The organism is Sabulibacter ruber (assembly GCF_017355955.1).
Taxonomy (GTDB): Bacteria; Bacteroidota; Bacteroidia; order Cytophagales; family Hymenobacteraceae; genus Nibribacter; species Nibribacter ruber_A.
Genome location: NZ_JAFFID010000001.1, coordinates 813,395 through 838,627, shown reverse-complemented (window position 1 = coordinate 838,627; position 25,233 = coordinate 813,395). Strand labels below are relative to the sequence as shown.

Annotated in this window: 25 protein-coding genes; 4 read left to right on the top strand and 21 right to left on the bottom strand. The window is 49.0% G+C overall.

Features of this window, described 5'->3' with window-relative positions:
• Positions 1 to 98 precede the first annotated feature (98 nt).
• On the bottom strand, positions 99 to 1,040 hold the full coding sequence (locus JT719_RS03560; protein ID WP_207431117.1) for a hypothetical protein: 942 nt from the start codon (positions 1,038 to 1,040) through the stop codon (positions 99 to 101).
• A 108-nt stretch (positions 1,041 to 1,148) separates the two neighbouring features.
• Here JT719_RS03560 and JT719_RS03555 point away from each other — a divergent pair, with 108 nt between their 5' ends.
• Both JT719_RS03555 and kdsA read left to right on the top strand, forming a co-directional pair.
• Complete coding sequence (locus JT719_RS03555; protein WP_207431115.1) at positions 1,149 to 1,766, top strand: methyltransferase domain-containing protein; 618 nt, start codon at positions 1,149 to 1,151, stop codon at positions 1,764 to 1,766.
• A 193-nt stretch (positions 1,767 to 1,959) separates the two neighbouring features.
• Positions 1,960 to 2,772: a 3-deoxy-8-phosphooctulonate synthase gene (gene kdsA / locus JT719_RS03550; protein ID WP_207433245.1), complete on the top strand. Its 813-nt coding sequence runs from the start codon at positions 1,960 to 1,962 to the stop codon at positions 2,770 to 2,772.
• Positions 2,773 to 2,845: 73 nt separating this feature from the next.
• Here the strand turns inward: kdsA and JT719_RS03545 are convergent, their stop codons facing one another.
• Together JT719_RS03545 and apaG are read right to left on the bottom strand one after the other, a co-directional pair.
• Complete coding sequence (locus tag JT719_RS03545; protein ID WP_341350737.1) at positions 2,846 to 3,490, bottom strand: O-methyltransferase; 645 nt, start codon at positions 3,488 to 3,490, stop codon at positions 2,846 to 2,848.
• Positions 3,491 to 3,645: 155 nt separating this feature from the next.
• Positions 3,646 to 4,032 (bottom strand): Co2+/Mg2+ efflux protein ApaG, encoded by a 387-nt coding sequence (gene apaG, locus JT719_RS03540; RefSeq protein WP_207431113.1) that lies wholly within the window; start codon positions 4,030 to 4,032, stop codon positions 3,646 to 3,648.
• Positions 4,033 to 4,139: 107 nt separating this feature from the next.
• Here apaG and ung point away from each other — a divergent pair, with 107 nt between their 5' ends.
• The gene (ung, locus tag JT719_RS03535; protein WP_207431107.1) at positions 4,140 to 4,802 is read left to right on the top strand and encodes a uracil-DNA glycosylase; all 663 of its coding nucleotides are present in this window, start codon (positions 4,140 to 4,142) and stop codon (positions 4,800 to 4,802) included.
• 111 nt (positions 4,803 to 4,913) lie between these two features.
• On the opposite strand, the gene JT719_RS03530 is transcribed toward ung, so the two are convergent.
• The 16 genes from JT719_RS03530 to JT719_RS03455 form a co-directional block, all read right to left on the bottom strand.
• Positions 4,914 to 5,636 carry a class I SAM-dependent methyltransferase gene (locus JT719_RS03530; protein ID WP_207431106.1) on the bottom strand — a complete coding sequence of 241 codons (723 nt, stop codon included), beginning with the start codon at positions 5,634 to 5,636 and terminating at the stop codon, positions 4,914 to 4,916.
• A gap of 137 nt (positions 5,637 to 5,773) precedes the next feature.
• Positions 5,774 to 7,630 (bottom strand): glycoside hydrolase family 9 protein, encoded by a 1,857-nt coding sequence (locus JT719_RS03525; RefSeq protein ID WP_207431104.1) that lies wholly within the window; start codon positions 7,628 to 7,630, stop codon positions 5,774 to 5,776.
• 141 nt (positions 7,631 to 7,771) lie between these two features.
• A complete protein-coding gene (gene lepB / locus JT719_RS03520; RefSeq protein WP_207431102.1) occupies positions 7,772 to 8,878 on the bottom strand; it encodes a signal peptidase I in 1,107 nt (368 codons plus the stop codon).
• A gap of 10 nt (positions 8,879 to 8,888) precedes the next feature.
• A complete protein-coding gene (gene dapB, locus JT719_RS03515) occupies positions 8,889 to 9,605 on the bottom strand; it encodes a 4-hydroxy-tetrahydrodipicolinate reductase (protein ID WP_207431100.1) in 717 nt (238 codons plus the stop codon).
• Between the two features lie 4 nt (positions 9,606 to 9,609).
• Positions 9,610 to 10,269 (bottom strand): DUF5683 domain-containing protein, encoded by a 660-nt coding sequence (locus JT719_RS03510; RefSeq protein ID WP_242693064.1) that lies wholly within the window; start codon positions 10,267 to 10,269, stop codon positions 9,610 to 9,612.
• Entirely contained in the window at positions 10,262 to 11,191 is a 930-nt protein-coding gene (locus tag JT719_RS03505; RefSeq protein WP_207431098.1) for a ParB/RepB/Spo0J family partition protein, read from the bottom strand. Before JT719_RS03505 ends, JT719_RS03510 begins: the two co-directional genes overlap by 8 nt.
• Positions 11,192 to 11,214: 23 nt before the next feature.
• Complete coding sequence (locus tag JT719_RS03500; protein WP_207431096.1) at positions 11,215 to 11,994, bottom strand: ParA family protein; 780 nt, start codon at positions 11,992 to 11,994, stop codon at positions 11,215 to 11,217.
• An 8-nt stretch (positions 11,995 to 12,002) separates the two neighbouring features.
• The gene (locus tag JT719_RS03495) at positions 12,003 to 12,683 is read right to left on the bottom strand and encodes a metal-dependent hydrolase (RefSeq protein ID WP_207431094.1); all 681 of its coding nucleotides are present in this window, start codon (positions 12,681 to 12,683) and stop codon (positions 12,003 to 12,005) included.
• 593 nt (positions 12,684 to 13,276) lie between these two features.
• Positions 13,277 to 15,097 (bottom strand): membrane protein insertase YidC, encoded by a 1,821-nt coding sequence (yidC, locus tag JT719_RS03490; protein WP_207431092.1) that lies wholly within the window; start codon positions 15,095 to 15,097, stop codon positions 13,277 to 13,279.
• Positions 15,098 to 15,115: 18 nt separating this feature from the next.
• Positions 15,116 to 16,738 (bottom strand): CTP synthase, encoded by a 1,623-nt coding sequence (locus JT719_RS03485; protein ID WP_207431091.1) that lies wholly within the window; start codon positions 16,736 to 16,738, stop codon positions 15,116 to 15,118.
• A 192-nt stretch (positions 16,739 to 16,930) separates the two neighbouring features.
• Positions 16,931 to 17,638, bottom strand: a complete 708-nt coding sequence (locus JT719_RS03480) for a hypothetical protein (protein ID WP_207431090.1) — start codon at positions 17,636 to 17,638, stop codon at positions 16,931 to 16,933.
• Between the two features lie 231 nt (positions 17,639 to 17,869).
• The gene (locus JT719_RS03475; RefSeq protein ID WP_207431089.1) at positions 17,870 to 19,231 is read right to left on the bottom strand and encodes an early set domain-containing protein; all 1,362 of its coding nucleotides are present in this window, start codon (positions 19,229 to 19,231) and stop codon (positions 17,870 to 17,872) included.
• Between the two features lie 110 nt (positions 19,232 to 19,341).
• Entirely contained in the window at positions 19,342 to 20,379 is a 1,038-nt protein-coding gene (locus JT719_RS03470) for an aspartyl protease family protein (RefSeq protein WP_207431088.1), read from the bottom strand.
• A 128-nt stretch (positions 20,380 to 20,507) separates the two neighbouring features.
• A complete protein-coding gene (map, locus tag JT719_RS03465; protein WP_207431087.1) occupies positions 20,508 to 21,266 on the bottom strand; it encodes a type I methionyl aminopeptidase in 759 nt (252 codons plus the stop codon).
• A gap of 97 nt (positions 21,267 to 21,363) precedes the next feature.
• On the bottom strand, positions 21,364 to 22,383 hold the full coding sequence (locus JT719_RS03460) for a transglutaminase domain-containing protein (protein WP_207431086.1): 1,020 nt from the start codon (positions 22,381 to 22,383) through the stop codon (positions 21,364 to 21,366).
• A 131-nt stretch (positions 22,384 to 22,514) separates the two neighbouring features.
• Positions 22,515 to 23,543, bottom strand: coding sequence for a threonine aldolase family protein (locus JT719_RS03455; RefSeq protein WP_207431084.1), 1,029 nt, complete (start codon positions 23,541 to 23,543; stop codon positions 22,515 to 22,517).
• A 76-nt stretch (positions 23,544 to 23,619) separates the two neighbouring features.
• Between JT719_RS03455 and JT719_RS03450 the strand changes: the two genes are divergently transcribed.
• Entirely contained in the window at positions 23,620 to 23,796 is a 177-nt protein-coding gene (locus JT719_RS03450) for a hypothetical protein (protein WP_207431083.1), read from the top strand.
• Positions 23,797 to 23,898: 102 nt separating this feature from the next.
• Here JT719_RS03450 and JT719_RS03445 read toward each other — a convergent pair whose 3' ends face one another.
• A complete protein-coding gene (locus JT719_RS03445; RefSeq protein WP_207431082.1) occupies positions 23,899 to 24,396 on the bottom strand; it encodes a metallophosphoesterase family protein in 498 nt (165 codons plus the stop codon).
• 190 nt (positions 24,397 to 24,586) lie between these two features.
• A complete protein-coding gene (gene pyrE, locus JT719_RS03440) occupies positions 24,587 to 25,225 on the bottom strand; it encodes an orotate phosphoribosyltransferase (RefSeq protein WP_207431081.1) in 639 nt (212 codons plus the stop codon).
• Positions 25,226 to 25,233: the final 8 nt, after the last annotated feature.

Genomic DNA, 25,233 nt, shown 5'->3' with positions numbered 1-25,233 from the left:
CATTCTCTCATTCATTCAATCACTCATTCTTCACAAAAAAGAGCCCCGAAACGCAGGTACGTTTCAGGGCTCTTTTTTGTGAAGTAAGTCTGAAAAGGTTATTTCAGGTTGAAAGAGGTGGTGCCAATCAGGAAGCCTCCGGCGTAGATTTCAACGGTGTGTTTGCCGGTTTTGAAGGGGGCTCCTTTGGAGTAGATGAAGGTGACCTGCTGTTGCGTGTTGTCAAAGACAATGTCGCGTTTGACGGTGTAGAACTGCTCTTTGCCTTCAAACTCAAACGTACCAGAACCAGTGGCCAGGTTGTACAGGGCAGACCCATCTGGCTCAATCAGGCGCATCAGAATTTCTTTGTTCTCTTTGGGCGCTACTTCGTTTTTGCCCAGCTTGAAAGACAGCTTGATTTTGTCTACTTGTTTGGCTTTGTATTCTTCTTCTGCGTCTGCTTTCTCTTTGCCTTTGGCATTGATAATGGAAACGGATATGTTCTGGGCCTCCAGTTTAGAAGCAAGGTTCACCTTCTCTTCCAGTTCTTTCTTGTCAGTGGCAAGGGTGGTGATGGAATCCGTTAATTTGTTCTGGGTAGTTTTAAGGCCGGTTACCTCGGTAAACAATTCTTCATTGTCGTCTTTCAGCTTGGCCATTTCCTGGTCTTTTTGCTGAAGGGCTCTCTCCAGATTCTGGGCTCTTTGCTGAAAGCGTTTCTGGTCGGCTACGGTGAAGGAGCTGTTTCTGAAAGAACGTAACTGCGCTAGATCGGCATTGATGGCGGCAATTCTAGACTCCAGGGAGTCATTGGTGAGACCCATGGATCTCAGTTCGGCACTCTGGCGTTCGTAATCAGCTTTCAGGGTTTCGTACACCTTGATCTGGTTTTCCAGCTCAGTGTTCTTCACCTTGATGATTTCCTTCTGTTCCTCGGTCTCCTGGGTTTTCTGTTGCTGCATGTAAATAAGGATACCGTTAATGCTGAGCAGCACAATGATAAGTCCTACTACTAGCAATTTTCGGTTGCTATCCTTTTCTGGAGTTTCGTTCGCCATAGCGGATTTAAAGTCTTATAATGGTTTTTTGGACAATACCTATCCTTACAAAAATACGCTTCTCTCTATCCTTTGCAAATAACAGGGCAAAATAGTTACTTCAAACCTATGACCGATGACACCAACCTTGACCAGAAGTATTGGGAGCAAAGATACCACAGTGAGCAGACCCAGTGGGATGTGGGAGAAATAACCCCGCCCCTGAAAGCCTACGTTGATCAGTTAGAAGATAAATCTAGCAAGATTCTGATACCGGGCGGCGGAAACGGCCACGAGGCCGAATACCTGCACCAGAACGGGTTTTCTCAGGTGTACCTGTTAGACTTTGCCTGGGCACCTTTGGAAAACTTCAAAAAGCGGGTGCCTACTTTCCCAGATGGTCACTTGCTGCACCAGGATTTCTTTTCTTTAACGCCCGGGCAGTATGATCTGGTATTGGAGCAGACGTTCTTTTGCGCCTTGCCCAGGAACCTGCGCCCGCAATACGCCCGCCAAGTATTTGACCTGCTCAGGCTGGGCGGCAAACTGGTTGGGGTACTGTTCTCTGAGGAGTTTCAAACACCCGGGCCACCGTTTGGAGGCAATGCCTGGGAGTACCAAAGCTATTTTGAGCCTTATTTCCAGTTCAGGCATTTTGCCCCGTGCTACAACTCTATAAAGCCGCGGCAGGGGAGGGAGTTGTTCATGGTACTGGAACGGCGCGAAAGGCCGCAGTTTATCGCGTAGAATTCTGTACTTTTGAGCAGCTAAGGCAATAGCAGAAGCATCCCCAGTCTTGGTGGCGGGTAGCTGTTTTCTGGTTACTTTTAGGGAAACAGGCCTGAAACAAGCAGGTGGTGGCATCTGAGAAACCCAATGTAGAGTTTAATTCTGTCTGCTGATACAGACCTCCGGCAGACCTAAACAGTTTTCAATTATGATGATTAGCATTCCTAAATTACACCATACTGCCTCTGGCAACTTCTTCCTGATGGCGGGACCTTGTGCCATTGAAGGAGAAGAAATGGCCATGGGCATTGCCGAAGAACTGGTTAAGATCTCTGATAAGCTGCAGATTCCTTTGATCTTCAAAGGTTCTTACCGCAAAGCCAACCGCTCGCGCAAGGATTCCTTTACCGGCATAGGCGATGAAAAAGCCCTGAAGATCTTGGCCAAGGTGAGCGAGACCTTTGACATCCCGACGGTGACCGATATCCACGAGACGCACGAAGCGGCCATGGCAGCAGAGTATGTGGATGTTTTACAGATCCCGGCTTTTTTGTGCCGCCAGACCGATCTTCTAGTAGCTGCGGCCCAAACCGGCAAGGTGGTGAACATCAAGAAAGGTCAGTTCCTGTCTGGGGAGTCCATGAAGTTTGCGGTGGAGAAAATCAAAGAATCCGGCAACGAGAACGTGATCCTGACCGACCGTGGTAACTCCTTCGGGTACTCAGATCTGGTGGTAGATTTCCGCAACATAACCATCATGCGCGAAAACCAGGTGCCGGTGGTAATGGATGTGACGCACTCGCTGCAGCAGCCAAACCAATCTTCTGGGGTAACTGGCGGCCGCCCGGCTTTGATTGAGACCATTGCCAAAGCAGCCATTGCCGTAGGGGCAGACGGACTCTTTATTGAAACGCACCCAGAGCCATCCAGCGCCCGTTCAGACGGAGCTAACATGTTGCCGCTGGGCCAACTGGAGAGCCTCATGAGAAGACTGATCAGAATCAGAGAGGCCATCAATATCTAAATGGTTAAAAAGCGAATCGGGGCTGTTTTCTGTAAAACAGCCCCGATTCGCTTTTTATATCTCGCCTGTGCGCTTAAAACCGAAGGGTGAAATTTTGTTTGGGTTGGTTGGTACGGAAGAAAACCAGCCCTATGTAGAACAGATCAACGGTAAGGAGTACCCTGGGGTGCTCCTTTATTTTTTTCCAGGCCTGTGCCATTTCTGAAGACCAGTAAATATCATCGAAGATAAACACCGAGTTTTCGTGCGCCTTGGTCAGGCATTGCTCAAAGTACCGCATGGTGGGCTCCAAGCGGTGGTTACCGTCAAAAAAGACAAAGTCTACCTTGTCAAGGGAGGCCAACGTGTGGGAGAGGGTCTGGTCTAAGTTTCCTTCTACCAGCGTTACATTCTCCAGGCCCAGTTTCCGGAAGTTCTTTCTGGCTTGGGCCGCAATGGCGGGGCAACCTTCAAAAGTATACAGCGCAGCCGTCTTCCGGGCCAGGGCCAGGTAACTGGTGGTGAGGCCTAGTGACGTGCCCAGTTCCAGAACAGTGGCGGGTTTGAAGTGATTAGCAAGCCTGAACAGTAGTTGCCCTAAGCGCGCGGGTTTGGCGGCGGTACGGGCAATGTCTGAAATCTTTCTTTTCCTGGTAGCACCTGAGCGGGAACCCGCCCCAAAATCAGTGACTTCCAAGACGCGGTGGTCCTGCAGCAACTCCTCCCTAAGGTTTTCCACGGCGTCATATGCCGCAAAATGCCCTTCATGGTGGATGATAAAGCAATAAAGGTTAAAAACAAAAGGGGAATGTAAACCGTGGGCATTCCCTGAACGCCACCAAAAGGAGGCGTACCGGTAGATCATGGCGGCGTGCTGCAAAGCCAGAAGCGAGGTTAATTGAGTTTGTAAGGAATAATGAGCGTGAACTCAGGAATGGTCACATGAAATTGGCGGCCGTCTACCAGGCGTTCCATCAGGTAAGTACCAGACATCTTGCCAATGCTGGTCTTCAGGTTACAGCCAGATACATATTGATGGCTTTCGCCGGGCTCCAGAACGGGTTGCTGCCCTACTACCCCTTCGCCCTCTACTTCTCTTACTTCGTTGTTGGAATCGTATATGTGCCAGTGCCGGCGTAATAACTTTACCGTAAATTCGCTGTTATTCTGAATGGTAATCTTGTAAGCGAAGACAAAGTGTTGCTGTGCCGGACTGGAATAGTCAGGGAGGTAATTTGTCGTAACGTTGACAGTGACTCCTTGTGTTGTTTTCGTATCCATGCGTGCCTTATTTTGGTATACTTGGAACAGGCTTTCTGGCATTTTAGTTTTGCCAGCCGGATTCTAAAGTAAAAATACGGTAAAAACCTTTAATAAATACCTCCTCTATGCAGGTAAAAATTGAGCCGAGTTGGCAACATGTACTCCAGGATGAGTTTGAAAAGCCTTATTTCCAGGAATTAATCCAGTTTGTGAAGACAGAATATGCCTCCACGGAGGTTTATCCGCCGGGCAAACAGATTTTCCACGCCTTTGATGAATGTCCTTTTGATAAGGTGCGGGTGGTGATTCTGGGCCAGGACCCGTATCATGGCAAAGGCCAGGCCAACGGTTTGGCGTTCTCGGTGAGCGAAGGCATCAGAACGCCTCCGTCTTTGCTGAACATCTTCAAAGAAATTGAGGCCGATTTAGGAAAGCCCATCCCGAGGTCCGGCAACCTGGAGCGCTGGGCCGAACAAGGAGTATTGCTGCTCAACGCCACTCTTACCGTACGGGCGCACCAGGCCGGGTCGCACCAGAAAAAAGGATGGGAAGAGTTCACCGATGCCGTCATCAAGAAAGTGTCTGACCTGAAAGAGAACGTGGTGTTTCTGTTGTGGGGTGCCTATGCCCAGAAAAAAGGGATGATTATTGACGAGAAGAAGCACCTGGTTTTGAAAGCGGCCCATCCATCGCCCTTTGCGGCAGACAAAGGCTTCTTCGGGACCCGGCATTTCAGTAAAACAAATGCTTACCTGCGGGAACACGGCTTACCGGAAGTAGACTGGTAACAAGTACCCGTTTCTGGCCTGAACTTATGAAATCAGGCCAGAAACGGGTTCTGCTTTCGTATGAACTGATTGAGTTTTGGGCTTACTTTCTTGAAATAGGCTAAAAACAACCTATTTAATGGCCCCAAAAGCGGCAAAGCAGGCGTTCTTGTGGAGGATCTCGGTTTGTTTGAAACCAACTTTCCGTAATAGATCTAACTGGAAAGTGACTGATCTGGGCGAGTCTTCCTTATCAATATAGGCCAGTACATGATTTTTGTACTCTTCACCACCTACACTTGTCAGGTAATCGGCATACCGGTTCCAGAAGAGCTGGTTGATTCCCGGATTGTCATGTACCACCAGATCTGAGATCCACAGTGAACCACCGGCTCTGAGGGCCTTGAAAAGCTTCCGGAACACGAATTCCCATTCTGCCTCCTCCCGCAAATGGTGCAGAACGGCCCCGGCCAGGATAATATCATAATGGTTTTCTGGCAGCTCAACTTCCCGGATATCGCCCTGCAAGGTTTCTACCTGCCCGGTTGTTGCCCCGCTTACTCTTTCCTGCGCTCTCCTAAGCATGGGATTGCTGAGATCCACCAGCGTGCAATCCAAACCAGGTACTTTGGACAGCATCTTTAGCGCAAAATTTCCTGCGCCACAACCTACATCCAGTAAGCGTTCGGCTTGGGGAGAAGCTGATTTAGCGGCCTCGGTCATCAACTCTAAGCAAAGCGGCGCATCAATGGTAGACAGTTGACCGGTTTCTAGGTTAGAAAAACGCTCTACATCCTGGTTGAAACGTTCCTCAATTTCTTTAACGGTTGATTTCTGTTGGTAGGCAGTACTCATGGCATTTTTGGTTTATAAAGCGTGAGAGTAAAGGAAGTGCGGTTTCAAGGTACCATTTGCTGGCATAACCAAAAAGCGTAAGGCTGTTTTTAACTTTTTTTCTAGAAAACAAGACCAAAATCTTGGTTCCAAACTCTTTATTGGAGTGGTTCTTTCCTTTCTTTCCGTTTACTTTTCCTTGTTTGCTTAGTATTGTTCTGCCCTTCCATCTGCAGGGCCGAAAGGAGGTAGCTTAGGCTGGCGGTACCATCCATGGTGGGTTCGTTGGTAGAATAATCTCCGTAATCATCATGGTAGACTACCAGGTCAGACTGCAAGGCCGCGAATTCATCTTGGTTCACCAGTTGGATGCCCTTCAGGTTGCGGAAGATGCTGCCATACACCGGGCCGTCTACCAAACCACCGTCCAGTTTGTATTTATGGAGAACGGTAAGGGAGGAGTGGGGCTCTTTTGGGTACACCCCGTTCTCTGGTAACCCGATGACCATGCTGGTACCCCAAGGGTTTGTACCGAATAACCAATCCCGCAGAGATGCTTCCATCTGAGCAAACCTGGCATCGCCGGTAAGCTGGCGGTAGAGCATGGCTTGGGTAGCTAAACCTGCTACCAGGTTGTTGGAGCACCAGATAAAAGGTACCCCCATTTGAAAAGCATTGTCTTTGCCTCGCGCCTGCACCGCTTCCAGGCCCCGGCGCAGGTGCTGGATGAACTCCTGCTTAATGGCTGGGTTGTTGGATGCTCCCAGGTAGAAGTGGCCCACGTTGATGAAGGGGTACCATTGGTAATGGCGGGCGGTGTCTTTGCCCATCCAGGGCGTGATGGCCTCTCTACGACCGAACTCAGCGGCTTTGAGCAGAAGTTCAGGGTTACCTGTTACGTTATGCAGTTGCACTGCTGCCAACTCCATGTCATCCACCCAACTGTCTTCTTCGTAGAAGTACGGAGCTCTTCCCGGGGCGGTCTGGCTTACTCCTGGCCGAGCTAACCCAAAAGCGTATGCCTGCTGCGCTTTAGTCTGCAAAAGCCGGGCATAATCAGGAAAGTGTTGGGCTAATACCTGCGCACCCAACCCAAAGGCTGAGGCAAACTTACCCGCAGTAGAAGCCACTCCGGTTGAGCGGTTCTTGTATTTAAACGAACCCTGCGGTTTGTCACTCACCACGTAAACCGGTCTGCCTTTGCCCGGACCTTTGCCGTAATCTACTACGTCTTTATTAGGCAGGCGGTACCCGGCGTGGTCGCGGTCATCGGCAATCTGGTTGAACATGAGATCGGCTTGCGGGTACATTTTCAAAAGCCAGTCCAGGCCCCATTTGGCTTCATCCAGGATGTCGGGCACGCCGTTTTTACCTTTCAGGCCATTGGCCAGGTACTCATCTTTGAAGGCGGTTGGGTTCTGCTGGTAAGCAAAGAGCAATTGGAACGTGGCATTGGCCGAGGTGGTCACATATTGCAGGTAATCGGAGGCATCGTGCCAGCCGCCGGTGGCGTCAATAAACGTGGAGTCCAGTTTTGGGTCAGGATGAAACACCATAAAGCCGTCTCTGGTGTGGCAGGAATCTTTTAGGAAAGGGTTGAACCCGCAACGTTGCTGACGCATGTAGCGCAGGATAAAATCAGCCGTGTGGTCATACACTTGGGTCCCGATGGTAAACTTGGGGGAGGTAGCGCCATTGGCTTTGAGGTAATAGGTGCCCGATTGGTTGAAGTCAGAGAAGTCCAGCCGGTAGGTTGCCGTGAAGGCAGTGTAGGCCCCGTAGCTTTTAACTTTTTTGCTTTTCAGGACCTGCTTGTGGGTGTTGGCATCATGAAGGCTGAAAGAAGCGATCTGCTGCTCATTCTTAGAACCAAAAACAGCTGCTTTGGTGGAATGAGGAAGGTAGCCCAGTTGATTTACCCTGATCCAGGACGAAGGGGAACTGTTGGTTTGGGCTTCTGTTTTAAGGGTAAAAAGGCAAAAAAGAGAACAAACTAGTAGGAGGGATACACGCATGGCATTGGGGATTAGACGGAACAAGATAGAAGTTCTGCCGCAATGCCGAAAGCTGAAACAAAAAACGCCGGCTGTTCTAGCCGGCGTTCTGTAGGTTGTTTTACGTCTTTTTTCAGGAAATCAGCCCTAAAACGTATCTGTTTATTCAATGCCTTTGAAGATGCGGCTCCACCGGATTTTGTTGAACAGGCTCTCGCTTGGGTCTGCAGACATCCAGATGAGAACAGCCTTGCCCACGATGTGATCCTCAGGCACAAATCCCCAGTAGCGTGAGTCCTCTGAATTGTGGCGGTTGTCGCCCATCATCCAGTAGTAGTTCTGCTTGAAGGTGTATTGCTTGATTTCCTGTCCATTGATCAGGATTTTATCGTCAGAAACCACCACGGCGTCTTTGTCATACCCTTCGTATTTTCTGATGGCCATCTCGTACAAAGGAATTGTCTGCGGGTTGATGTCTACCGTCATTCCTTCTTTAGGGATGATGAAAGGTCCGAAGTTGTCTTTGTTGTAAGGATACATAGACGGCTTGAACGGGAACACATCTGCCCTTACCGAACCAATGCTGTCTTTGTACAAGACTACCTCCTTAATGAAATCATAGCCTTTCAGTTTCTCAGCGGTGGCCGGGGTGGTGTTGATCACGTAACCTATTCCGCCAAAAGCCTCCTGAATATCAGTGATGTCATTGTCCTTGAAAAACTTGCTGTTAATGGGCGTGGTAGTCAGGAGGCCATAGGCATACTGCACGCGCTCAGGTTCTGGCACCAATTTGTCATTGATGTACACCTGCATGTCCTTCATCTGGATCTTATCGCCCGCAATACCAATACAACGTTTGATGTAATTCATCCGGAGGTCAGTGGGGTGCGCTACATCGGCTGGCCAGTTGAACACCACCACGTCATTGTTCTTCACGGTGGAGAAACCCGGCAAGCGGTATGATTTCAGTTGGATGGCGTCTGAGTAGGAGGGAATGTTGGTTCCCCAGATGGTTTGGTGCGTTAAGGGTACCTGCAAAGGAGTGATTGGCGTACGGGGGCCGTAATGCAGCTTGCTTACAAACAAGTAGTCGCCCACCAACAGAGACTTCTCCATGGACGGCGTAGGAATGGTGTACGCCTCAAAGGTGGCCCATCTGATCAAGGTAGCCGCTACAACGGCAAAGAGAATGGCGTCTCCCCATTCTCTGAAAAAGCCTTTTTTCTGTTTAGGCTTTGTTTCTTTTTTGGTCCAAAAACGGATGCTCATGCAATCTGAGTTAGAGTTGTAGCAGATCTGTCATGCCAAAGATCCCTTGGCGACCGGGTAGCCATTCGGCTGCTAATATTGCGCCGGAGGCAAAACCCTCTCTGCTATGGGCAATGTGGTGAAGCTCAAAGGTATCGTTTTCTGAGGTGTATTGCACAATGTGGGTACCAACAACTTCACCTTCTCTTTCAGAAACTACACCAAGAAGCTCAGGCTCCTGGGTTTCATCGTTGATCCAGCCCTGTTTCTGCGGATAATGCTTCAAAATACCGTCGGCAATAGAAAGAGCCGTGCCGCTGGGTTTGTCCAGTTTGTGCACGTGGTGAATTTCCTTCACCTGCACACTGTACTCTGAATACTGCTGCATTTTCTTGGCCACGTACTCATTGAAGTGGAAGAAAAGGTTTACGCCCACGCTAAAGTTAGAGGCATAAAAGAGGGTACCTTGCAGTTCCTGGCACTTCTCTTTCACCGTATTCAGGTGCTGTAACCAGCCGGTTGTGCCTACCACTATTGGTATCTTCTTCTCAAAACAGGTGAGAATATTGCCAACCGCCGCATCTGGGCTGGTGAATTCAATGGCTACGTCTACCTGGTCTGAGGTGAAGGAAGAAAGTTGGTCTGCTTCGTGTACTGTGAGTTTTCCTACAATTTCATGGCCCTTGGCAATTGCCAGACGTTCAATGGTCTGACCCATTTTGCCGTAGCCAATCAGTAATATGCGCATAGTTTTATTTCAAAGTGAGTTGGAGGGATAAGCCCGTGGAGTAAGATCGGGAACCCGGAATGGTCTGCAAACTGGGTTTGAATTGAAGAGATAAGTCTTCACTCACGTCAAAGGCTTTCAGGTGGGCATCTACGTGGGCCTCCATGATGTTCAGACCCCAGGCCAGTACCCCCAGAATAATGTCAAGATCGCGGTATTTACGGTGAAAGTCCCTGGACCGGCGCAGGTTGGTAGTGCCTTGGTCATTGGCTCTCCCCACCCCATAAACATAATTATCGGCGTATTTATCAATGGTGGTAGAGTCTCCGTCTAATCGGATATTAAGGGCTTCTACAAAGCCTTGGTACTTGCGGTTGTTGTCATAGATGAAGAAACCAATGACAGCTCCGGTAGCGTACACCAGCGGAATTTTCCAGTAACTTTTGTTGTACGCTTGGCCCAATCCTGGTAATACCGCTGAGTAAAAAGCAGCTTTGGCGGGACGGCTCCAGTTCTTGAATCCTTTTTTCTTAGTGGTGTCAGCTGCCTGGGTGCTGGTTGGAGTGGTAGCCACCTGAACAGAATCAGGCCCGGTAGAAACTACCTGAGCCTGACTGTTGATGTTTATTCCAAGGAAAACAATAAGAAAGAGGGCCAGAGCCGCTACCTGCCGCATGTTAGGCATAGTTTAAGATTTCCAGAATTCGGTTCAGCTCATCCACAGAAACAAACGGGATTTTGATTTCGCCTTTGCCCTCTGGTGAAGCTTTTACGTGAATCCGGGTACCGAAATAAGAAGAAAGCCTTGATTCTACCCGTTTCACTTCATTCTCAAACGGATGAAGATCTAATTTGGTCTGTGGGTCTGGCTTTTTGTTTGCGAGATTGATGTTACGCACCAGTTCCTCCACTTTGCGTACAGACAGCTCCTCATTCACAATCTTACGGTACACTTCCAGCTGCTTCTCTACATCATCAATGTTGATGATGGCCCGGGCGTGTCCCATGGAAATCAGGTTGTCTCTGATCCCGATCTGGATATCTGGCGGTAATTTGAGAAGACGCAGGTAGTTGGTAACAGTAGTACGCTTTTTACCCACGCGCTCACCCAGTTCTTCCTGTTTCAGGTTACACTCAGAAAGCAGTCGCTGGTAGCTTAAGGCAATCTCAATGGCGTTGAGGTTTTCCCGCTGAATGTTCTCAATCAAAGCCATCTCCAGCATTTGCTGGTCATCTGCTTTGCGGATATACGCAGGAATAGATTCAAGGCCCGCTAGTTTTGCTGCCTGGAAACGGCGCTCACCAGAGATAAGCTGGTACGCCTCGGCACTTAACTGACGAACGGTGATAGGCTGGATAATGCCCTGTACTCTGATAGACTCAGCCAATTCTTCCAGCGCCACTTGATCAAAGTGGGTACGTGGCTGGAAAGGGTTGGTCTCAATCTGGGTTAATTTAATATCTGCGATAGTATTGACAGCACTAAGGGTGGATGATGCTTCCTCTGAGGAGTTTGTTGGGGTTTTACGATCATAACTGCCCGCAATAAGGGCGTTGAGGCCCCTTCCGAGGCCTCCGGTTCTCTTCTTTGCTGAATTATCAGACATGTAGGTAATTTATTCTAAAGATACTACTGGGCAACCGCCACTCCGTTCTTCTCTACAATCTCGCGGGCAAGGTTCAGGTAACTGATTGCTCCCTTGCTCTCCGCATCATGCAGGATGGCCGGTACTCCAAAACTTGGCGACTCGCTCAACTTCACATTTCTTGGGATAATGGTATCAAACACCATCTGCTGGAAGTGCATTTTCACTTCCTCTACCACCTGGTTAGACAAGCGCAGACGCACGTCATACATGGTCAGCAACAAGCCTTCAATCTCCAGGTCTGGGTTCAGGCGAGACTGAATGATTTTGATGGTGTTCAGGAGTTTGCCCAATCCTTCCAAGGCAAAGTACTCGCACTGTACCGGAATGATCACAGAGTCAGCCGCAGTGAGGGAATTCACGGTGATCAGACCAAGGGAAGGGGAGCAGTCAATGATGATGAAATCATATTTCTCCTTCAAAGGCACCAGCACCTGCTTCATTTTCTCCTCGCGGTTAGGCAGGTTGATCATCTCCACCTCAGCCCCCACCAGGTCAATATGCGACGGGATCAGGTCAAGGTAATCAATGGAGGAGGCCATGATGATGTCCTCGGTTTTAACGCTGTCCACCATGCACTCATAGATGCTGTTTTCTATGTCTTTCGGGTCAAACCCAATGCCCGAGGTGGCGTTTGCCTGCGGATCAGCATCTACCAGCAGGGTTTTGTATTCCAAAGCGGCTAAGCTGGCTGCCAGGTTAATGGCTGAAGTGGTTTTTCCCACTCCACCTTTTTGGTTAGCAACGGCAATTATCTTTCCCATTCTACAGGTTACAGTTCTAATGTTTGACCAATCTCCATCAATATCAACTCCTTCTGCTGGCGCCGGGCAAGTTCCAGGGCCTCCACATGATCAATCTCAATGTACGGGAAGGTGTCATAGTGCATCCCGATTATTCTTTTCGTGTTTACGTAGTTAGAGGCTATCAGCGCGTCTTCCACATCCATGGTGAAGTTGTCGCCAATTGGAAGCAGCGCGAAATCCAGATGATAGCGCTCGCCAATCAGTTTCATGTCCATGTGAAGGGCCGTGTCACCGGCGTAGTAGAAGGTTTTCTCAGCGCTTTCTACCACAAAGCCGGCCGCAGAGCCTGCGTATGATCCGTCTGGCAAGGAGCTGGAATGGATTGCGTTCACCATTTTCACCGTCCCGAAAGGCAGATGCACTTTCCCGCCGGTGTTCATAGGATGAACGTTGGCAATCCCTTTATTCTGATACCAGCTCACAATTTCAAACGTGGCTACTAATGTGGCACCGGTTTTCTTAAGCAGGTACTCAGCATCTGCCACGTGGTCTGTGTGCCCGTGAGAGAGCAGGATGTAATCGCATTCTATGGAATCAATGTCAATCTCTTTAGCCAAAGGGTTTGGCGTGATGAAAGGGTCAAAAAGTACCTTGGTACCACCCATGTCAAAGAGAAAGCAAGATTGTCCGTAATAAGTGATTTTCATCTTCTTTGCCGATGTAGACGTTTAACTACGAGTTTTAGCATACGCTTTTACAAAGATAAGGTAAAATGGACATACTTTTAACCAAGACTTATTAACACTTTGTAGTTATTTATCCCCAATTTTATCAATATCCGGGTTTGTTGTCTGGTTGAAGCGTGAAGTGGTATTTGCTTGATCTTGATAGGATTAGGTAGCCATTTAAAGGAATTCTTTCTTTCAGATACTCCAATCTGGAGCACTACTGGCAGACGGGGATAGCAGAAGCGGAGTTTGCCAGTAATCTTGGCAAACCAGGGCTGAAATTGCCTTTTAAGAAACCTCTTCGCTTGAGGCTCCTTAAACTGAAAACCTGTTTTTAGGCCGGTTTTCTGAAACGGAACAGAAAACGCAGAACCTTGCTACTAACCGGGTTAGTAGGTTATGTACAAGGTAGAATGTTTTCTCCCTATTTGGGTAATGAACTGGTTTATCCTTTAGTTTACATCTTTGTTTTTAACTAATTATAAATAAGCGGGTTAAATACGGGTAATCGGAATGGTGGCCATAAAAAAAGCCCGGTGAAAACCGGGCTTTTTTATGGCTAAAGGTAAGCTTTATTTAGTGCCTTTCTTGCGTCTTGCTTCCTGTTCAGCAGCGGCTTTCATTGCCTCCTGCAGTCTTTTCTGGAAGCCGCCTTTTGGCTCTTTGCCTTTGTTTTTCTCCTGATACTCTTCCAGGTTCTTCCGGATCTTGGCATCGTCTACGAAGCGTCTGATGAGCGCTTGCTGCCCGAAGGTCACGATGTTAGACACGAAGTAATAGAAGCTCAGACCAGCCGGGAAGCTGTTCAGCACGAACATGAAGATCACCGGCATGAGGTAAGAGTAAAACTTCATAGGGCCCTGCACGGTGCTCACCTGGTTGTTAGACCACGTGTACAGAATGGTAGAGGCGGTCATCAACAGCGTGAACATACTCACGTGATTGCCATAGAACGGGATGGTGAACGGCAGCATGGCAAACACGTCATAGGTGCTCAAATCGTGCGCCCACAGGAACGGCTCCTGCCGTAACTCAATGGAGTTAGGGAAGAAGTTGAACATGGCAAACAGGATAGGAATCTGCAGCAGCATAGGAATACAGCCACTCATGGGGTTCACGCCCATTTTAGAGTACAGGGCCATGGTCTCGGCCTGGGTCTTCTGCATGTCGCCTTCGTTCTTCTCCTTGATGGCGTCAATCTCCGGCTTCAGCACCTTCATCTTCGCCATGGAGATGTACGACTTGTAGGTAAGCGGACTTAGGATCAACTTGATGTAAAGCACCAACAGAATGATGATGATACCGTAAGAAGGAATGAAGTCTTCCAGGAAGTCAAACGCCGGGATGATGAGCAGTTTGTTCACGTAGGCGAAAATACCCCAGCCGAGCTCCAGGTTGCGGTCAAAGTCCTCGGTTACATTCTTCAGCACGTCATAGTCGTTCGGGCCGAAGAAGTAAGTGAAATTGGCTTTACCGGTTAAAGCATCGGCTACCGGGATCGTCAGTTTAGACTGTAAGGTCTTCACCTGGGTAGTATCCTGCTCATTGTATTGGCTGCTTACCTCGGCGTTGGCGAAGTTGTTCTGCGCAATGATGGCGGCCGTGAAGAAATTCTGCTTGTTGGCTACCCAGCGTACCGGCTCTTCAATTTTTTCGCTCTCCGGTTCCGTGGCGCTGGCAGACAGCTTGTCAAAGCTTCCCTCGGCGGTGTAGTAGTTCACGGTAGAGTGGGTGCGGTTCTGCTTGATGTCTTTCTCCAGACGCTTCAACTCATCGGTCCAGGTCAGCAGGATAGGCTGCTGCGCCACCACGCCTTCCATACCGCGGAAGTTCAACTGGTAACCTACCTCATAGGAGTCTTCCCGAAGCGTGTACACCTGTTCAATGGATTGCCCGGGAGCAACCTGCGCAGTAAAGGTGATAGCCTTGGCGGGTTTGTTGTTAACCGTAAGGTTAGACAACGCAGAAGGTTGGAAAAACAGGTCAGACAAACGGATATTACGGCCGTTTTTAGTCTGGAAGGAGAACTCCTGCTGGCTACTCTCGGTATCGAACAGGATCAACGGCTTTTTGTCCCAGGTTTTGTAGTTCTTCAGTTCTACCTGCTCCACTTTGCCACCCTTGCTGCCCAATGTAACCCGCAGTACCTGGTTCTCCAGAACGGTGGTTTGGTTTTGACCAGTTGCTAAAGCACCAAACTCGCCCAACTGGGCTACCCGTTGTGCATTGGCCAAGGAATCATTGGCCTGATTAGTGTTGGCCGCCGGAGCGGCAGTAGTTACTTTCTTAGGTTGCTGTACCGGCTTTTGCTCCGGCTTATCCATAAAGAATATACTGTAAGCCAGTATAATTACGGCAATCAGGCCCATGCCTATTGCGGAATTTCTATCCATAGATGTGTTTAAGGGTTATTATTTGGTTCTGTTTTTATAGTGCGTGATAGCGGCCTTGATGAAGCGAACAAAGAGTGGGTGCGGATTCAGGACCGTGCTTTTCAGTTCTGGGTGGTATTGGGCGGCCACAAACCATGGGTGGTTTTGTAATTCAATCACCTCTACCAAACCCGTGTCTGGGTTCACGCCTGTGGCATGCATGCCGGCTTCTTCAAAGGCTTGCAGGTACTGGTTGTTGAACTCATACCGATGGCGGTGACGCTCAAAGATGTGCCCTTTGCCGTAGGCCTGGTACGCTTTGGAACCTCTTTTCAGGTCACAGGCGTACGCTCCCAGGCGCATGGTTCCCCCTTTCTGCGTGATGTTTTTCTGCTCCTCCATCATATCAATAACAGGGTGGGGAGTAGATGGGTTCATCTCAGTGGAGGCTGCATCCTTTAAACCCAGCACATTACGGGCAAATTCCACGGCAGCGGTCTGCATGCCCAGGCATATTCCAAAGAAAGGTATCTGGTTTTCGCGCACGTACCGGATGGCTTCCAGTTTGCCCTCAAAGCCCCGCTCTCCAAAGCCCGGTGCCACCAGAACGCCGTCCATTTCTTCCAGGTGCGAGTGCACGTTTTCGGCAGTGATGTACTCAGACTGGATAAACTTCAGGTGTACCTTACACTCATTGTAAGCCCCGGCATGAATAAAAGCCTCAATGATGGATTTGTAGGCATCTGGTAACTCTACGTATTTCCCAACCAAGGCCACGTTTACCTCTTCGGTGGGGTTCTTAAGGCGGCCCAGGAATTCTTTCCAGCTGTCCAGGTTCACTTCCTGTTTGCTGGTCAGTTTCAGTTTCTTGATAACGCGTTCGTCCAGCTTCTCTTTTTTCATGAGCAGCGGCACGTCATAGATGGTCTCGGCATCCAGAGACTCAATCACGGCGTTGGGCGCCACGTTGCAGAACAACGCGATTTTCTTGCGCATCTCCGGCGGAATAGGGTACTCTGAGCGGCATACCAAAATATCTGGCTGCACCCCAGACTCTGACAGCGCTTTTACGGAGTGTTGGGTAGGCTTGGTCTTCAGCTCGCCGGCTGCTTTCAGGTACGGCAACAGGGTAAGGTGAATCACCACGCTGTCGTTGGGGTTCAGTTCCCAGCGCAGCTGACGCACGGCTTCAATGAAAGGCAGGGATTCAATATCGCCCACGCTACCGCCAATCTCAGTGATAACCACGTCAAACTCACCGCTCTGACCCAGCAGCAACATGCGGCGCTTGATCTCATCGGTGATGTGAGGGATTACCTGCACGGTTTTGCCCAGGTAGGCACCCTGGCGCTCCTGCGTAATTACGCTGTGGTAGATGCGACCGGTGGTAACGTTGTTGGCTTGTGACGTGGGTACGTTCAGGAAACGCTCGTAGTGCCCTAAATCCAGGTCGGTTTCGGCACCGTCATCGGTTACGTAACATTCACCGTGCTCATAGGGGTTAAGCGTGCCCGGATCTATATTGATGTAGGGGTCAAACTTTTGAATGGTTACGGAGAAGCCTCTCGCTTGCAGTAATTTAGCCAAAGAAGCTGAGATGATGCCTTTTCCCAGTGAGGATGTAACGCCTCCTGAAACGAAAATGTATTTAGCAGAAGCCATAAGTAGTGTTTGTCTTATGGACTGCAAAGTTACTCTAAATAATTGGAACCGCCGGCAAAATGTTTGGTTTGCCCCGATGTCTCTCTCAAAATACAGGTACTTCTCCGTTTTGAGGCCGATTTCAGGAAAATAGCCCTAAAATCCCGCAAAGGATTACATTGTAGCAGCCCGACTAGGTTCTTTGATTTGGGGTTAAGGTTTGCTGGCCAGAAAGGTTGAAAGCCGCTGACCTATTTCCCTGATGGTAAGCAGTCCGGCCTCCCGCTGAATTCTTCTTCGGGTTTCCAGGATGTCTAACTCATTCTCGGCCTTCTTTGATTGGAACTCCCGGGTGACTACGGTGGTAAAGGGTACAAGGCCGGTTCTTACGTCCATCAGAAGCACCTGGGTGGTGGCAAAGGCTTTGATGTCGGTTTTGGAAAACAGCTTGTATTTTGAATAGATGTCGTTGGAGATGGAGTAAACCAGCACCAGGTCTGCCTGCATGCGTACGGCTGCCTCGCGGATGCCGGTGAACGTGGCGGGTTGGGGGAGGAGCAAATCAGGGATGGTAGCCACCTGCTGAACCCTGCTGTTCTTCCTCAGTTCTTCGTTCAGTTGGTCAACATATGCCTGCTGGGTTTTCTGGTAATCTTCATCGTTCCAGTAATAGCTTCGGGAGGAAGGCGCCTCCAATTTCACCAGGGCCACCCTGGCGGTAGCCGGTAGTTTGTACTGGCTGGACAAAATGCGCTGGATGTTCTCTTCTGAGACGGTGGCGGTTTTATCTGTGAACAAAGATTGGGTAAGATAACCCGGTTCCTGTACCTCATCTGGGACCTCCATGGAAGGCGTCTGTTTGGTAGTGGTGCAGCCACAAAGGAGAAGGCCACAGAAGAGAAAGGAAAGAGTTCTTTTCATAGTTGAGCGGTGAGTCAGGTGCAGACGGTGGAAGTTAGCACTTTTGCTTCAATGCAGCTCACCCATGTTCTGGCTTTAGGGGAAAAGAATGTTCCTTTTTTGGAGCAGAAGAAACCTTCTGTGCAGAGGCAACTCTCAGAAGGTAGAAAAGGAATATTCAGGTATTTGTGAGACTTTCCCCGTTTCAGGCCTGTTTTCCAGAATACAGACCTGAAACGGGAAGGAGTTGCCTTATTGCTCTACCCAGATGATGGAGTTGCCCGTTTGGTGCTCGTTCTGTTCCCAGAGTTTGTTGTCTGGGTCAATAATCCACTCACCGTCTACAATGAATTTATAGCGGTTTTTGCCCACCGGTAAATGCAGACTGAACACCCAATCATTGCCTTCTTTCTTCATGAGCAGGGCATTGGGATCCCAGTTGTTAAAGTCTCCAGCCAGATAGACTGCCTTGGCCTGGCCATAATTCTTCAACCGGAAGGTGTGGTTAGGGGAAAGAATCAGGTAAGAGTTACCGGTTCCTTCGTTGTTCTTTACCTTGAGAGGATTAGATGGGTCAAGTACCCATTTCCCGTCCACTTTGAATTTGTACTCATAATTACCCGGCCCTATGGAGTAGGGAAGTTCCCAGCCCGATGGGGTTTTCTTCATGGGTAATTCAAAGTCCCGCCAGTTGTTGAAGTTACCGGCTAGAAACACCTCCCGGGCATTGGTGTAACCGTCAAGTTTGAACAGGTGCGTAGGCCCAATCCGGAGGATAGAGTTCACACCGTTGTGCCCGTCCGGTACAGTTTCAGGGTTGGTGGTGTCATGGTACCATCTTCCGTCTACAATGAACTTGTAGACATGGGAGCCTTGGGCCAGGAATAGAGGTAGTTCCCACCCCCGTGCGGTTTTGGTCATCTGTAAATTCCGCTCGCGCCAGTTGTTGAAGCTCCCGGCCAGGTACACCCTTTTGGCGTTTTGGAAGGAATTCAGCCGGAAAACCACATTGGTCTTGTAGTACACTGAGTTGATATTGCCCCGGCCGTCGTTCTCGCGCAGTTGATTGTCAAAATCAAGCTCCCAATGCTCGTCAATGACAAATTTATACAAGTGTTTTCCCGCTTGCAGGGGCACCTGGGCAATCCACCCGCTGTCTACCCTGGTCATCTTCAAACTGTTGGGCGACCACCGGTTAAAGGTACCGGCCAGGTAGACTTTTCGGGCCGAGGGGTTATTCCGGAGGTAAAACGTGACCACCGAGTCCCTTTCCGGGAAAAGACCCTTGTTTTTAAACCGATTGTACCCAAACACCACCTGTTGGTTGATGATAGGGAAAAGGTCTACCATGTCTGGGTGCTTCTCAGTGAAGATGATGCGGTCCACCGGATCTTTGATGCTTTCAAAGACCATAAGGGGTTTGGTGATCACGACAAGCTGGTCTGAATTGTGCTCAATATGCCAGCCTTGCTGCTGCAGAGAATCTGGGTTGCCGGTCTTTAGAAAATGCTTGAGGCCCAGATCAGTCAGGTTGAACTGAACCAGAAAGCTGTCAACGGAGGTGGGGGCCAATTGCTTGCTCAGCTCAATGAGCATGCGACCGTCCCGTACCATGTATTTTTTTCCCGGTGTCTGGGCAAAAAGGTGCACCTGTAGGCCAACTACCAAGAAGATAGTACACCAGCAGAGGCGAAGCCAAATTTGCTGAGAAAGCCGGTTCCTGTTTATTTCCATATGTACATTTCGCGCCTCACAAAATTAAAGCCTATTTTATTATTGTTGGCCGCGAGAAAATCAAATCCTAAAACGCCATTCACACATCCGTTATACGAAAAACAGGTGTTCTCCAGGCTAGTGATGAGCACGGGCAGTGAGGGAATGTCCTGGCTCCCAAGCTTTATATTTTTCAAGTCTCCCCGCAAGGCTTCTATTTTGCGGTTTCCGGTGCCGCTTACCAGAACCCTGCCGGTGACCGTTACATTCTCAAATACTTTGTTGGGCAAGCGGCTGTCCAGGATGTTGGTCTCGGCGCCTGAGTCAATGATGAAATCAACTTTCTTGCCAGCCATCTCAGTGTGGGCGATTATCCGGTTATCTTTCAGATCAATGGGCATGGTATGAAAGGCGGCCGTATCCTGTAACATTTTGCCGCGGTAAGAAGTTGCTTCCTTCTTGCCAATCTGGTGAAGGTAAATGAGGCTCCGCTCGTAATCAATGATCATTTCGCATTGCCGGAACAGCTCCATCCCTAACAAGCCCAGAATCTTCACCCGCTTGCTGTTCTCAATATGACCCAGGTTCACTAAATCTGCCTTGGCTCTGAAAAACCGTAAGGTACCGAAGGAGAAATCCCTTACCACCGTCTTCAGGACCGTAGGAGATGCACCGGTCACACTGGTTCTCTCGGCGTTGCTTACCTTGGTTTTAGGGTAATCCCGAAAGTAGGTGATGTTCAATACCAGGTTTTGGGCTCCTGTGTCCAGAATGAAGTTGCCGGCAGTGGTATCAGCGGTGGCCTGGATAAGGATAAGGTTTCCGGCCCGGGTGAAAGGAATGATGCAGGAGGTAGAATCACTTCCGGCAAAAAAATAGGGGAGGGCGATGGAGGGTAATCTGCTGGAAAGGGTTGAAATGAATGCACTCCGGTGATTTTGGACCTTAGCGCCTACAATAGGTTTGGCATGCAAGAAGCCACTCCCGCTCACGAAGAACAGGAGCAGCCACAGGAACCGCGCCATTGGCAACCGAAGGAAGGAAGGCATCTAAGAAAACTAAGGTTCTGTATTGGATTATCCTGAACAACACCCAGGCAAACGACAGATTAGCAGCATCTGTATTATAGAGATAGAAAGAGAAGGGTTTACCCTTATTCCCGGTAAGATAAATTTTTTTAGATACCGTTAGCGGCGGTCAGAATCAGAGGTTTACCATCGGTCACCACAATGGTGTGTTCGTGCTGGGCTACAAACCCGCCTTTGTTGCCAAGTAAGGTCCAGCCGTCTTTCTGCTCAATGGCATAGGTAGAACCGGTGGAGATAAACGTTTCAATGGCCACTACCGAGTTTTTCTTGAAACGGGTGCGGTTAAATTTATCGCCCCAGTTCAGAATATCATGCGGTTCCTCGTGCAGGCTTCTGCCCACCCCATGGCCTGCCAGGTTTTTGATGACCTTATAGCCGCGCTTTCGGGCCTCTGTTTCAATCAGAAAACCAATCTCAGAAACTTTCACGCCGCCTTTTATCTGACTCAAGGCTTTTTCCAGGATTTGCCGGGATGCCTCTACTAAAGGCTGCCGCTGGTGCAGATCCTGTCCCAAAACAAAGGAGCCGCCGTTATCGGCCCAGAATCCACCTAACTCCGCCGAAACATCAATGTTCACCAAATCACCTTCCTGCAGCACTCTGGAAGCCGACGGAATACCATGCGCCACCTCATTGTTCACGCTGATGCAGGTCCAGCCCGGGAACCCATAGGTGAGTTTAGGAGCAGATCTGGCCCCCGCCGCCGCTAAAAGCTCGCCGCCAAAATCGTCCAGTTCCTTGGTGGTCATACCGGGTCTGGCGTGTTCCCGCATTTGACGCAGGGTTTCAGCCACGGCGGCACTGATTTTCTGCATTCCTAGTAATTCTGCTTCTGTGGTGATGGACATGGTAATTACGCTTCAGGTTTTGTTGGTAATACAGTTTTCAAACCAAAAGTAAATCTAATTTTCTAGGAGTGAATTAAAAGATACAGGCGATTTTTCATCAACTTTTTTTCTCTAATCTTTGGAGCTGCTTTTTAGTCGAATTGATTTTCTTCTTACAGGAAAGCACAATGAGTGGCTTCTTTGCTTTCCTTAAATGTTTTAAGGATTCCTTGTAATATGTAAGCCCTTGGGAAAGTCCTTGTTTCCTTGCATCCACATCAATTTCTTTGTTGACTGAATTGATGTTGCATAGAAATGATCCATAGTTATAAAGACCTAGACCGATTGATAAATGATTATCTGGGTTATAATGATAGGCATCCTGCGCTTCTTTTAATTCTTTCAGGGCAGGATGGAGCTTATGAAGTGCTGCTATACTGTCTTTAAAGCTAATACAAAATGCATCATTATCTAATTGCTTAGTTAACTCATCCGTTCCTGTTTTGAAATCATTCAAGGAGATAGGACATGAGAGTAATTGCCAGGTTGGATTTTCAGGGAGATGGTCTAGAACAAAGCTTTTGGGGTTGGCCAGGAAATACTCCTGCCCAATGGTTTTTCCATTCTTTTCCTCTTCCTTTCTCTCCCAGGTGGCATCAAGCAGGTGCCACTTCCCGGTAAGTTTTACTGCATTCCAGGCGTGGTCAGACCAAGTGAATCTCTCTTTCCTTTTTGCGTTGAAGTTATAGAAGCGTGAATACCCAGGTACAACCACACATTCAATGCCTGCAATAGTACACATTGCTTTGTATAGGTCACTGTAGCCTAAGCAAACGGCTCTTTTCTTGTTTAATATGAGCTTTATAGAGGACCGTTTTCTGTTTTTCTGTTTTGCTAAGGCATGATCATACCTGATATTAGCGACTATCCAGGAGTAAATGCTTCTGGCTTTCTCAATATCTGAGTCAAAAGGTTTAATCAGATAATTAGTTAAACCAGTTACGTCTTTATGATGGTTTTTAGGGGTTCCTAATGCATGTTGATCTACTGAGTAAAAGTTGTGGTAATTCTCTATTTGAGAAAATGAATCACTACTTAGAAACAGAAAAATAAACAGGGGGAGTATATACTTTATCAAATAGCTGCTAGATGTATTTTCTATTTAAGATAGTAAACTCTATTGAGTTTATACTCTAATCAAACACTTCTTTGTTTTGGTACCATTTTAGTAAAAGCAGCCCCAAAACAAAGAAGTATCTAAAGGTATTCTTAGTCCTTGAAACTCTGAATGGCCGTGATGATTTCCAGAATCATGGCATCGGTTAAATCCAGATGCGTGACCATTCTGATTTGCTGCGGACCGAAGGTGGAGGCCAGGATTCCTTTCCCTTCCAGGTAGCTGATAAAAACGTTGGGGTTCACCTCCGGGGCCAGTGTGAAGATGACAATGTTGGTATCCACCGGGAGCACTTCCACTACATAGGAGGTTTCCTGCAGCACTTTGCCTAACAGGGCAGCCCTATCATGGTCAATTTGCAGGCGCTGAATGTTGTTTTTAAGTGCATAAAGTCCGGCGGCGGCTAAGAAACCGGCCTGGCGCCACCCTCCGCCTAAAGCTTTGCGCACCCGCTTGGCTATTTCGATCAGTGGTTTCGGGCCCAAGAGAAGGGAACCCACCGGAGCGCCCAATCCTTTGGAAAGGCAAACCGAGATGGTGTTGAAATAGCGGCTGTATTCCTGCGGGTTTTCGCCGGTGGCTACCAAGGCATTGAACACGCGGGCGCCGTCCAGGTGCAGGGGAATGTTGTTCTGGCGGCATACCTCAGAAATAGCCGCAATTTCGGGCAGTGTATAATAAGAACCGCCGCCTTTGTTGCTGGTGTTCTCCAGAGACACCAGACTGGTAACCGGATGATGGATGTTGTCTGGGTTGATGCCATCGGCCACCTGCTGAGGCGTGATTTTCCCCCTCGTGCCCTGAATCAGGTGTACCGAGGCCGCCGAGTTAAAGGCAATGCCGCCTACTTCATATAAATAGATGTGGCTGGTGCGTTCACAGATTACCTCAGACAAAGGCTGGGTGTGCAGTTTGATGGCAATCTGGTTGGTCATGGTGCCGGAAGGGCAGAAAAGACCGGCCTCCATCCCGAAAAGGCTGGCCCCGTAAGCCTGCAATTCATTCACGGTAGGATCTTCACTGTAGACATCGTCTCCCACCTGGGTTTGGAACATGGCTTCCAACATGGCAGGGCTGGGCTTGGTAACGGTGTCGCTCCGGAGATCTATCAAAGGATTCATGTGTTTTTTTAGGCGTAATTGTTGAGATTGTAAAAGTAATAACTTACTTTTGCGATTCAATTTTAAATATTGACCGATGGCAGTTACTAGATTAAAAAGAAAAGACCGTAAGAATAAAGCAAGACAGAACAACAAGCAGCGCGTGATTAAGCAGTTGTTGAGTACTCCAGTAATCAAAAACGTAGATATTGAAGAGCTGAAAGCTCGTTTCGCTACCGCTCCGGCCGCCACTACTGAGGCAGCTGCTGAGTAATTACTGCGTTTTTTCTATCGCCTGCTGCCTTTCGGCAAATTGGACGCATTTACTCTTACCACAAGATAGTTGAAAGTGTAACCATCAACGGTTACACTTTTTTTATGCCCTTTTACCTAGCTCAATGGCCTGCAGGTGCTGTACTTTGCCCTCCAGGATCTCAAACCGCATCATGGTGCGTACCCGGTGAAACCCGTGCCTGCCGGCAGCCCCCGGATTCAGGTGCAGCAAGTTCCCGTGCCTGGCGTCATGCATTACTTTTAAGATGTGGGAGTGGCCGCAGATGAACAGGCCCGGCGGATTTTCTTTGATGAGCGCCCGAACCTCTGGTGCATATTTTCCGGGGTAACCGCCAATGTGCGTCATGAGCACGTCTAAACCTTCACAGTTGAACCGCAATGTTTTTGGGTGAAGGGCTTTCACATCAGAGCCGTCAATGTTGCCGAAGACCCCGCGGATCGGGGCAACCTCCGCCAGTCGCTCAGAAACCTCGGCGGTACCAAAATCGCCGGCATGCCAGATTTCGTCACTTCCCTGGAGCAACGTCAGGATCCGGTCATCCATGTACCCGTGCGTATCGGAGAGCAGGCCAATTTTCATAATGAGTGATTGAGTGATTGAGAGAATGAGTGAGTGTAAAGGTGCTAAATGAGGCGATACGAGTAAATTCCGGTTTTTAGCCTTGTTTTTCGAAAACCAGAGTTAAAGCGCCTGTGGAGTTCTACCTCTCAAGTTCTTAATTGTTCTACTTCTGCCATTCACTCAATCACTCATTCTCTCATTCAAATTTTTACTTTCCCCAGGTTTCGGGTTGCTGGCGCCATTGTTCCAGCGTGGAGATAGCTTCTGAGGAGATGTAGCCTTGGTTGGCCGCAATGTCTAAAAGGGCGTTGTAGTTGCTCAGGCACACGGTTGGGATGCCGGCAGCTGCGAAATTCTCGTCGGCTTTGTTGAAGCCGTAGGTGAAGATGGCCGCCATGCCAATGACCTCGCCGCCGGCATTTTGCACCGCTTTGGCAGCTTTGAGGGAGGAGCCTCCGGTAGAAATAAGGTCTTCCACCAGCACAATGCGCTGGCCGGCTTCTAATTTTCCTTCAATTTGGTTGCCCATTCCGTGGCTCTTTGGCTCAGGACGTACGTATAAGTACGGCAAATTCAGTATATCTGCTACCAGTGCTCCCTGCGCAATGCCCGCCGTGGCTACGCCAGCAATGGCCTGTACATCTGGAAACTGGGCCTGAATGGCGTCTGCCAGCGCATTTTTAATGTAAGAACGTATATGCGGATAAGACAGCGTAACGCGGTTATCGCAGTAAATGGGGGAGTTCCAGCCGGAGCTCCACTTGAAAGGCTGCTCCGGACGGAGCCGAACCGCTTGGGTTTCCAGGAGGTAGGCCGCAATCTGTGCGGCGGTTTCTGTGTGTGGCATGGGCGAAA

Bases quoted from the DNA above. Each gene is read 5' to 3' on its own strand.
- JT719_RS03510 (WP_242693064.1), bottom strand. From the start codon at position 10,269: ATGCCTAACATGCGGCAGGTAGCGGCTCTGGCCCTCTTTCTTATTGTT.
- JT719_RS03555 (WP_207431115.1), top strand. From the start codon at position 1,149: ATGACCGATGACACCAACCTTGACCAGAAGTATTGGGAGCAAAGATAC.
- JT719_RS03470 (WP_207431088.1), bottom strand. From the start codon at position 20,379: ATGCCTTCCTTCCTTCGGTTGCCAATGGCGCGGTTCCTGTGGCTGCTC.
- yidC (WP_207431092.1), bottom strand. From the start codon at position 15,097: ATGGATAGAAATTCCGCAATAGGCATGGGCCTGATTGCCGTAATTATA.
- JT719_RS03560 (WP_207431117.1), bottom strand. From the start codon at position 1,040: ATGGCGAACGAAACTCCAGAAAAGGATAGCAACCGAAAATTGCTAGTA.
- apaG (WP_207431113.1), bottom strand. From the start codon at position 4,032: ATGGATACGAAAACAACACAAGGAGTCACTGTCAACGTTACGACAAAT.
- JT719_RS03485 (WP_207431091.1), bottom strand. From the start codon at position 16,738: ATGGCTTCTGCTAAATACATTTTCGTTTCAGGAGGCGTTACATCCTCA.
- JT719_RS03445 (WP_207431082.1), bottom strand. From the start codon at position 24,396: ATGAAAATTGGCCTGCTCTCCGATACGCACGGGTACATGGATGACCGG.
- JT719_RS03525 (WP_207431104.1), bottom strand. From the start codon at position 7,630: ATGCGTGTATCCCTCCTACTAGTTTGTTCTCTTTTTTGCCTTTTTACC.
- JT719_RS03455 (WP_207431084.1), bottom strand. From the start codon at position 23,543: ATGAATCCTTTGATAGATCTCCGGAGCGACACCGTTACCAAGCCCAGC.
- JT719_RS03530 (WP_207431106.1), bottom strand. From the start codon at position 5,636: ATGAGTACTGCCTACCAACAGAAATCAACCGTTAAAGAAATTGAGGAA.
- JT719_RS03495 (WP_207431094.1), bottom strand. From the start codon at position 12,683: ATGAAAATCACTTATTACGGACAATCTTGCTTTCTCTTTGACATGGGT.
- JT719_RS03475 (WP_207431089.1), bottom strand. From the start codon at position 19,231: ATGGTACGGGACGGTCGCATGCTCATTGAGCTGAGCAAGCAATTGGCC.
- JT719_RS03480 (WP_207431090.1), bottom strand. From the start codon at position 17,638: ATGAAAAGAACTCTTTCCTTTCTCTTCTGTGGCCTTCTCCTTTGTGGC.
- map (WP_207431087.1), bottom strand. From the start codon at position 21,266: ATGTCCATCACCACAGAAGCAGAATTACTAGGAATGCAGAAAATCAGT.
- JT719_RS03450 (WP_207431083.1), top strand. From the start codon at position 23,620: ATGGCAGTTACTAGATTAAAAAGAAAAGACCGTAAGAATAAAGCAAGA.
- JT719_RS03505 (WP_207431098.1), bottom strand. From the start codon at position 11,191: ATGTCTGATAATTCAGCAAAGAAGAGAACCGGAGGCCTCGGAAGGGGC.
- kdsA (WP_207433245.1), top strand. From the start codon at position 1,960: ATGATTAGCATTCCTAAATTACACCATACTGCCTCTGGCAACTTCTTC.
- ung (WP_207431107.1), top strand. From the start codon at position 4,140: ATGCAGGTAAAAATTGAGCCGAGTTGGCAACATGTACTCCAGGATGAG.
- dapB (WP_207431100.1), bottom strand. From the start codon at position 9,605: ATGCGCATATTACTGATTGGCTACGGCAAAATGGGTCAGACCATTGAA.
- JT719_RS03500 (WP_207431096.1), bottom strand. From the start codon at position 11,994: ATGGGAAAGATAATTGCCGTTGCTAACCAAAAAGGTGGAGTGGGAAAA.
- pyrE (WP_207431081.1), bottom strand. From the start codon at position 25,225: ATGCCACACACAGAAACCGCCGCACAGATTGCGGCCTACCTCCTGGAA.
- lepB (WP_207431102.1), bottom strand. From the start codon at position 8,878: ATGAGCATCCGTTTTTGGACCAAAAAAGAAACAAAGCCTAAACAGAAA.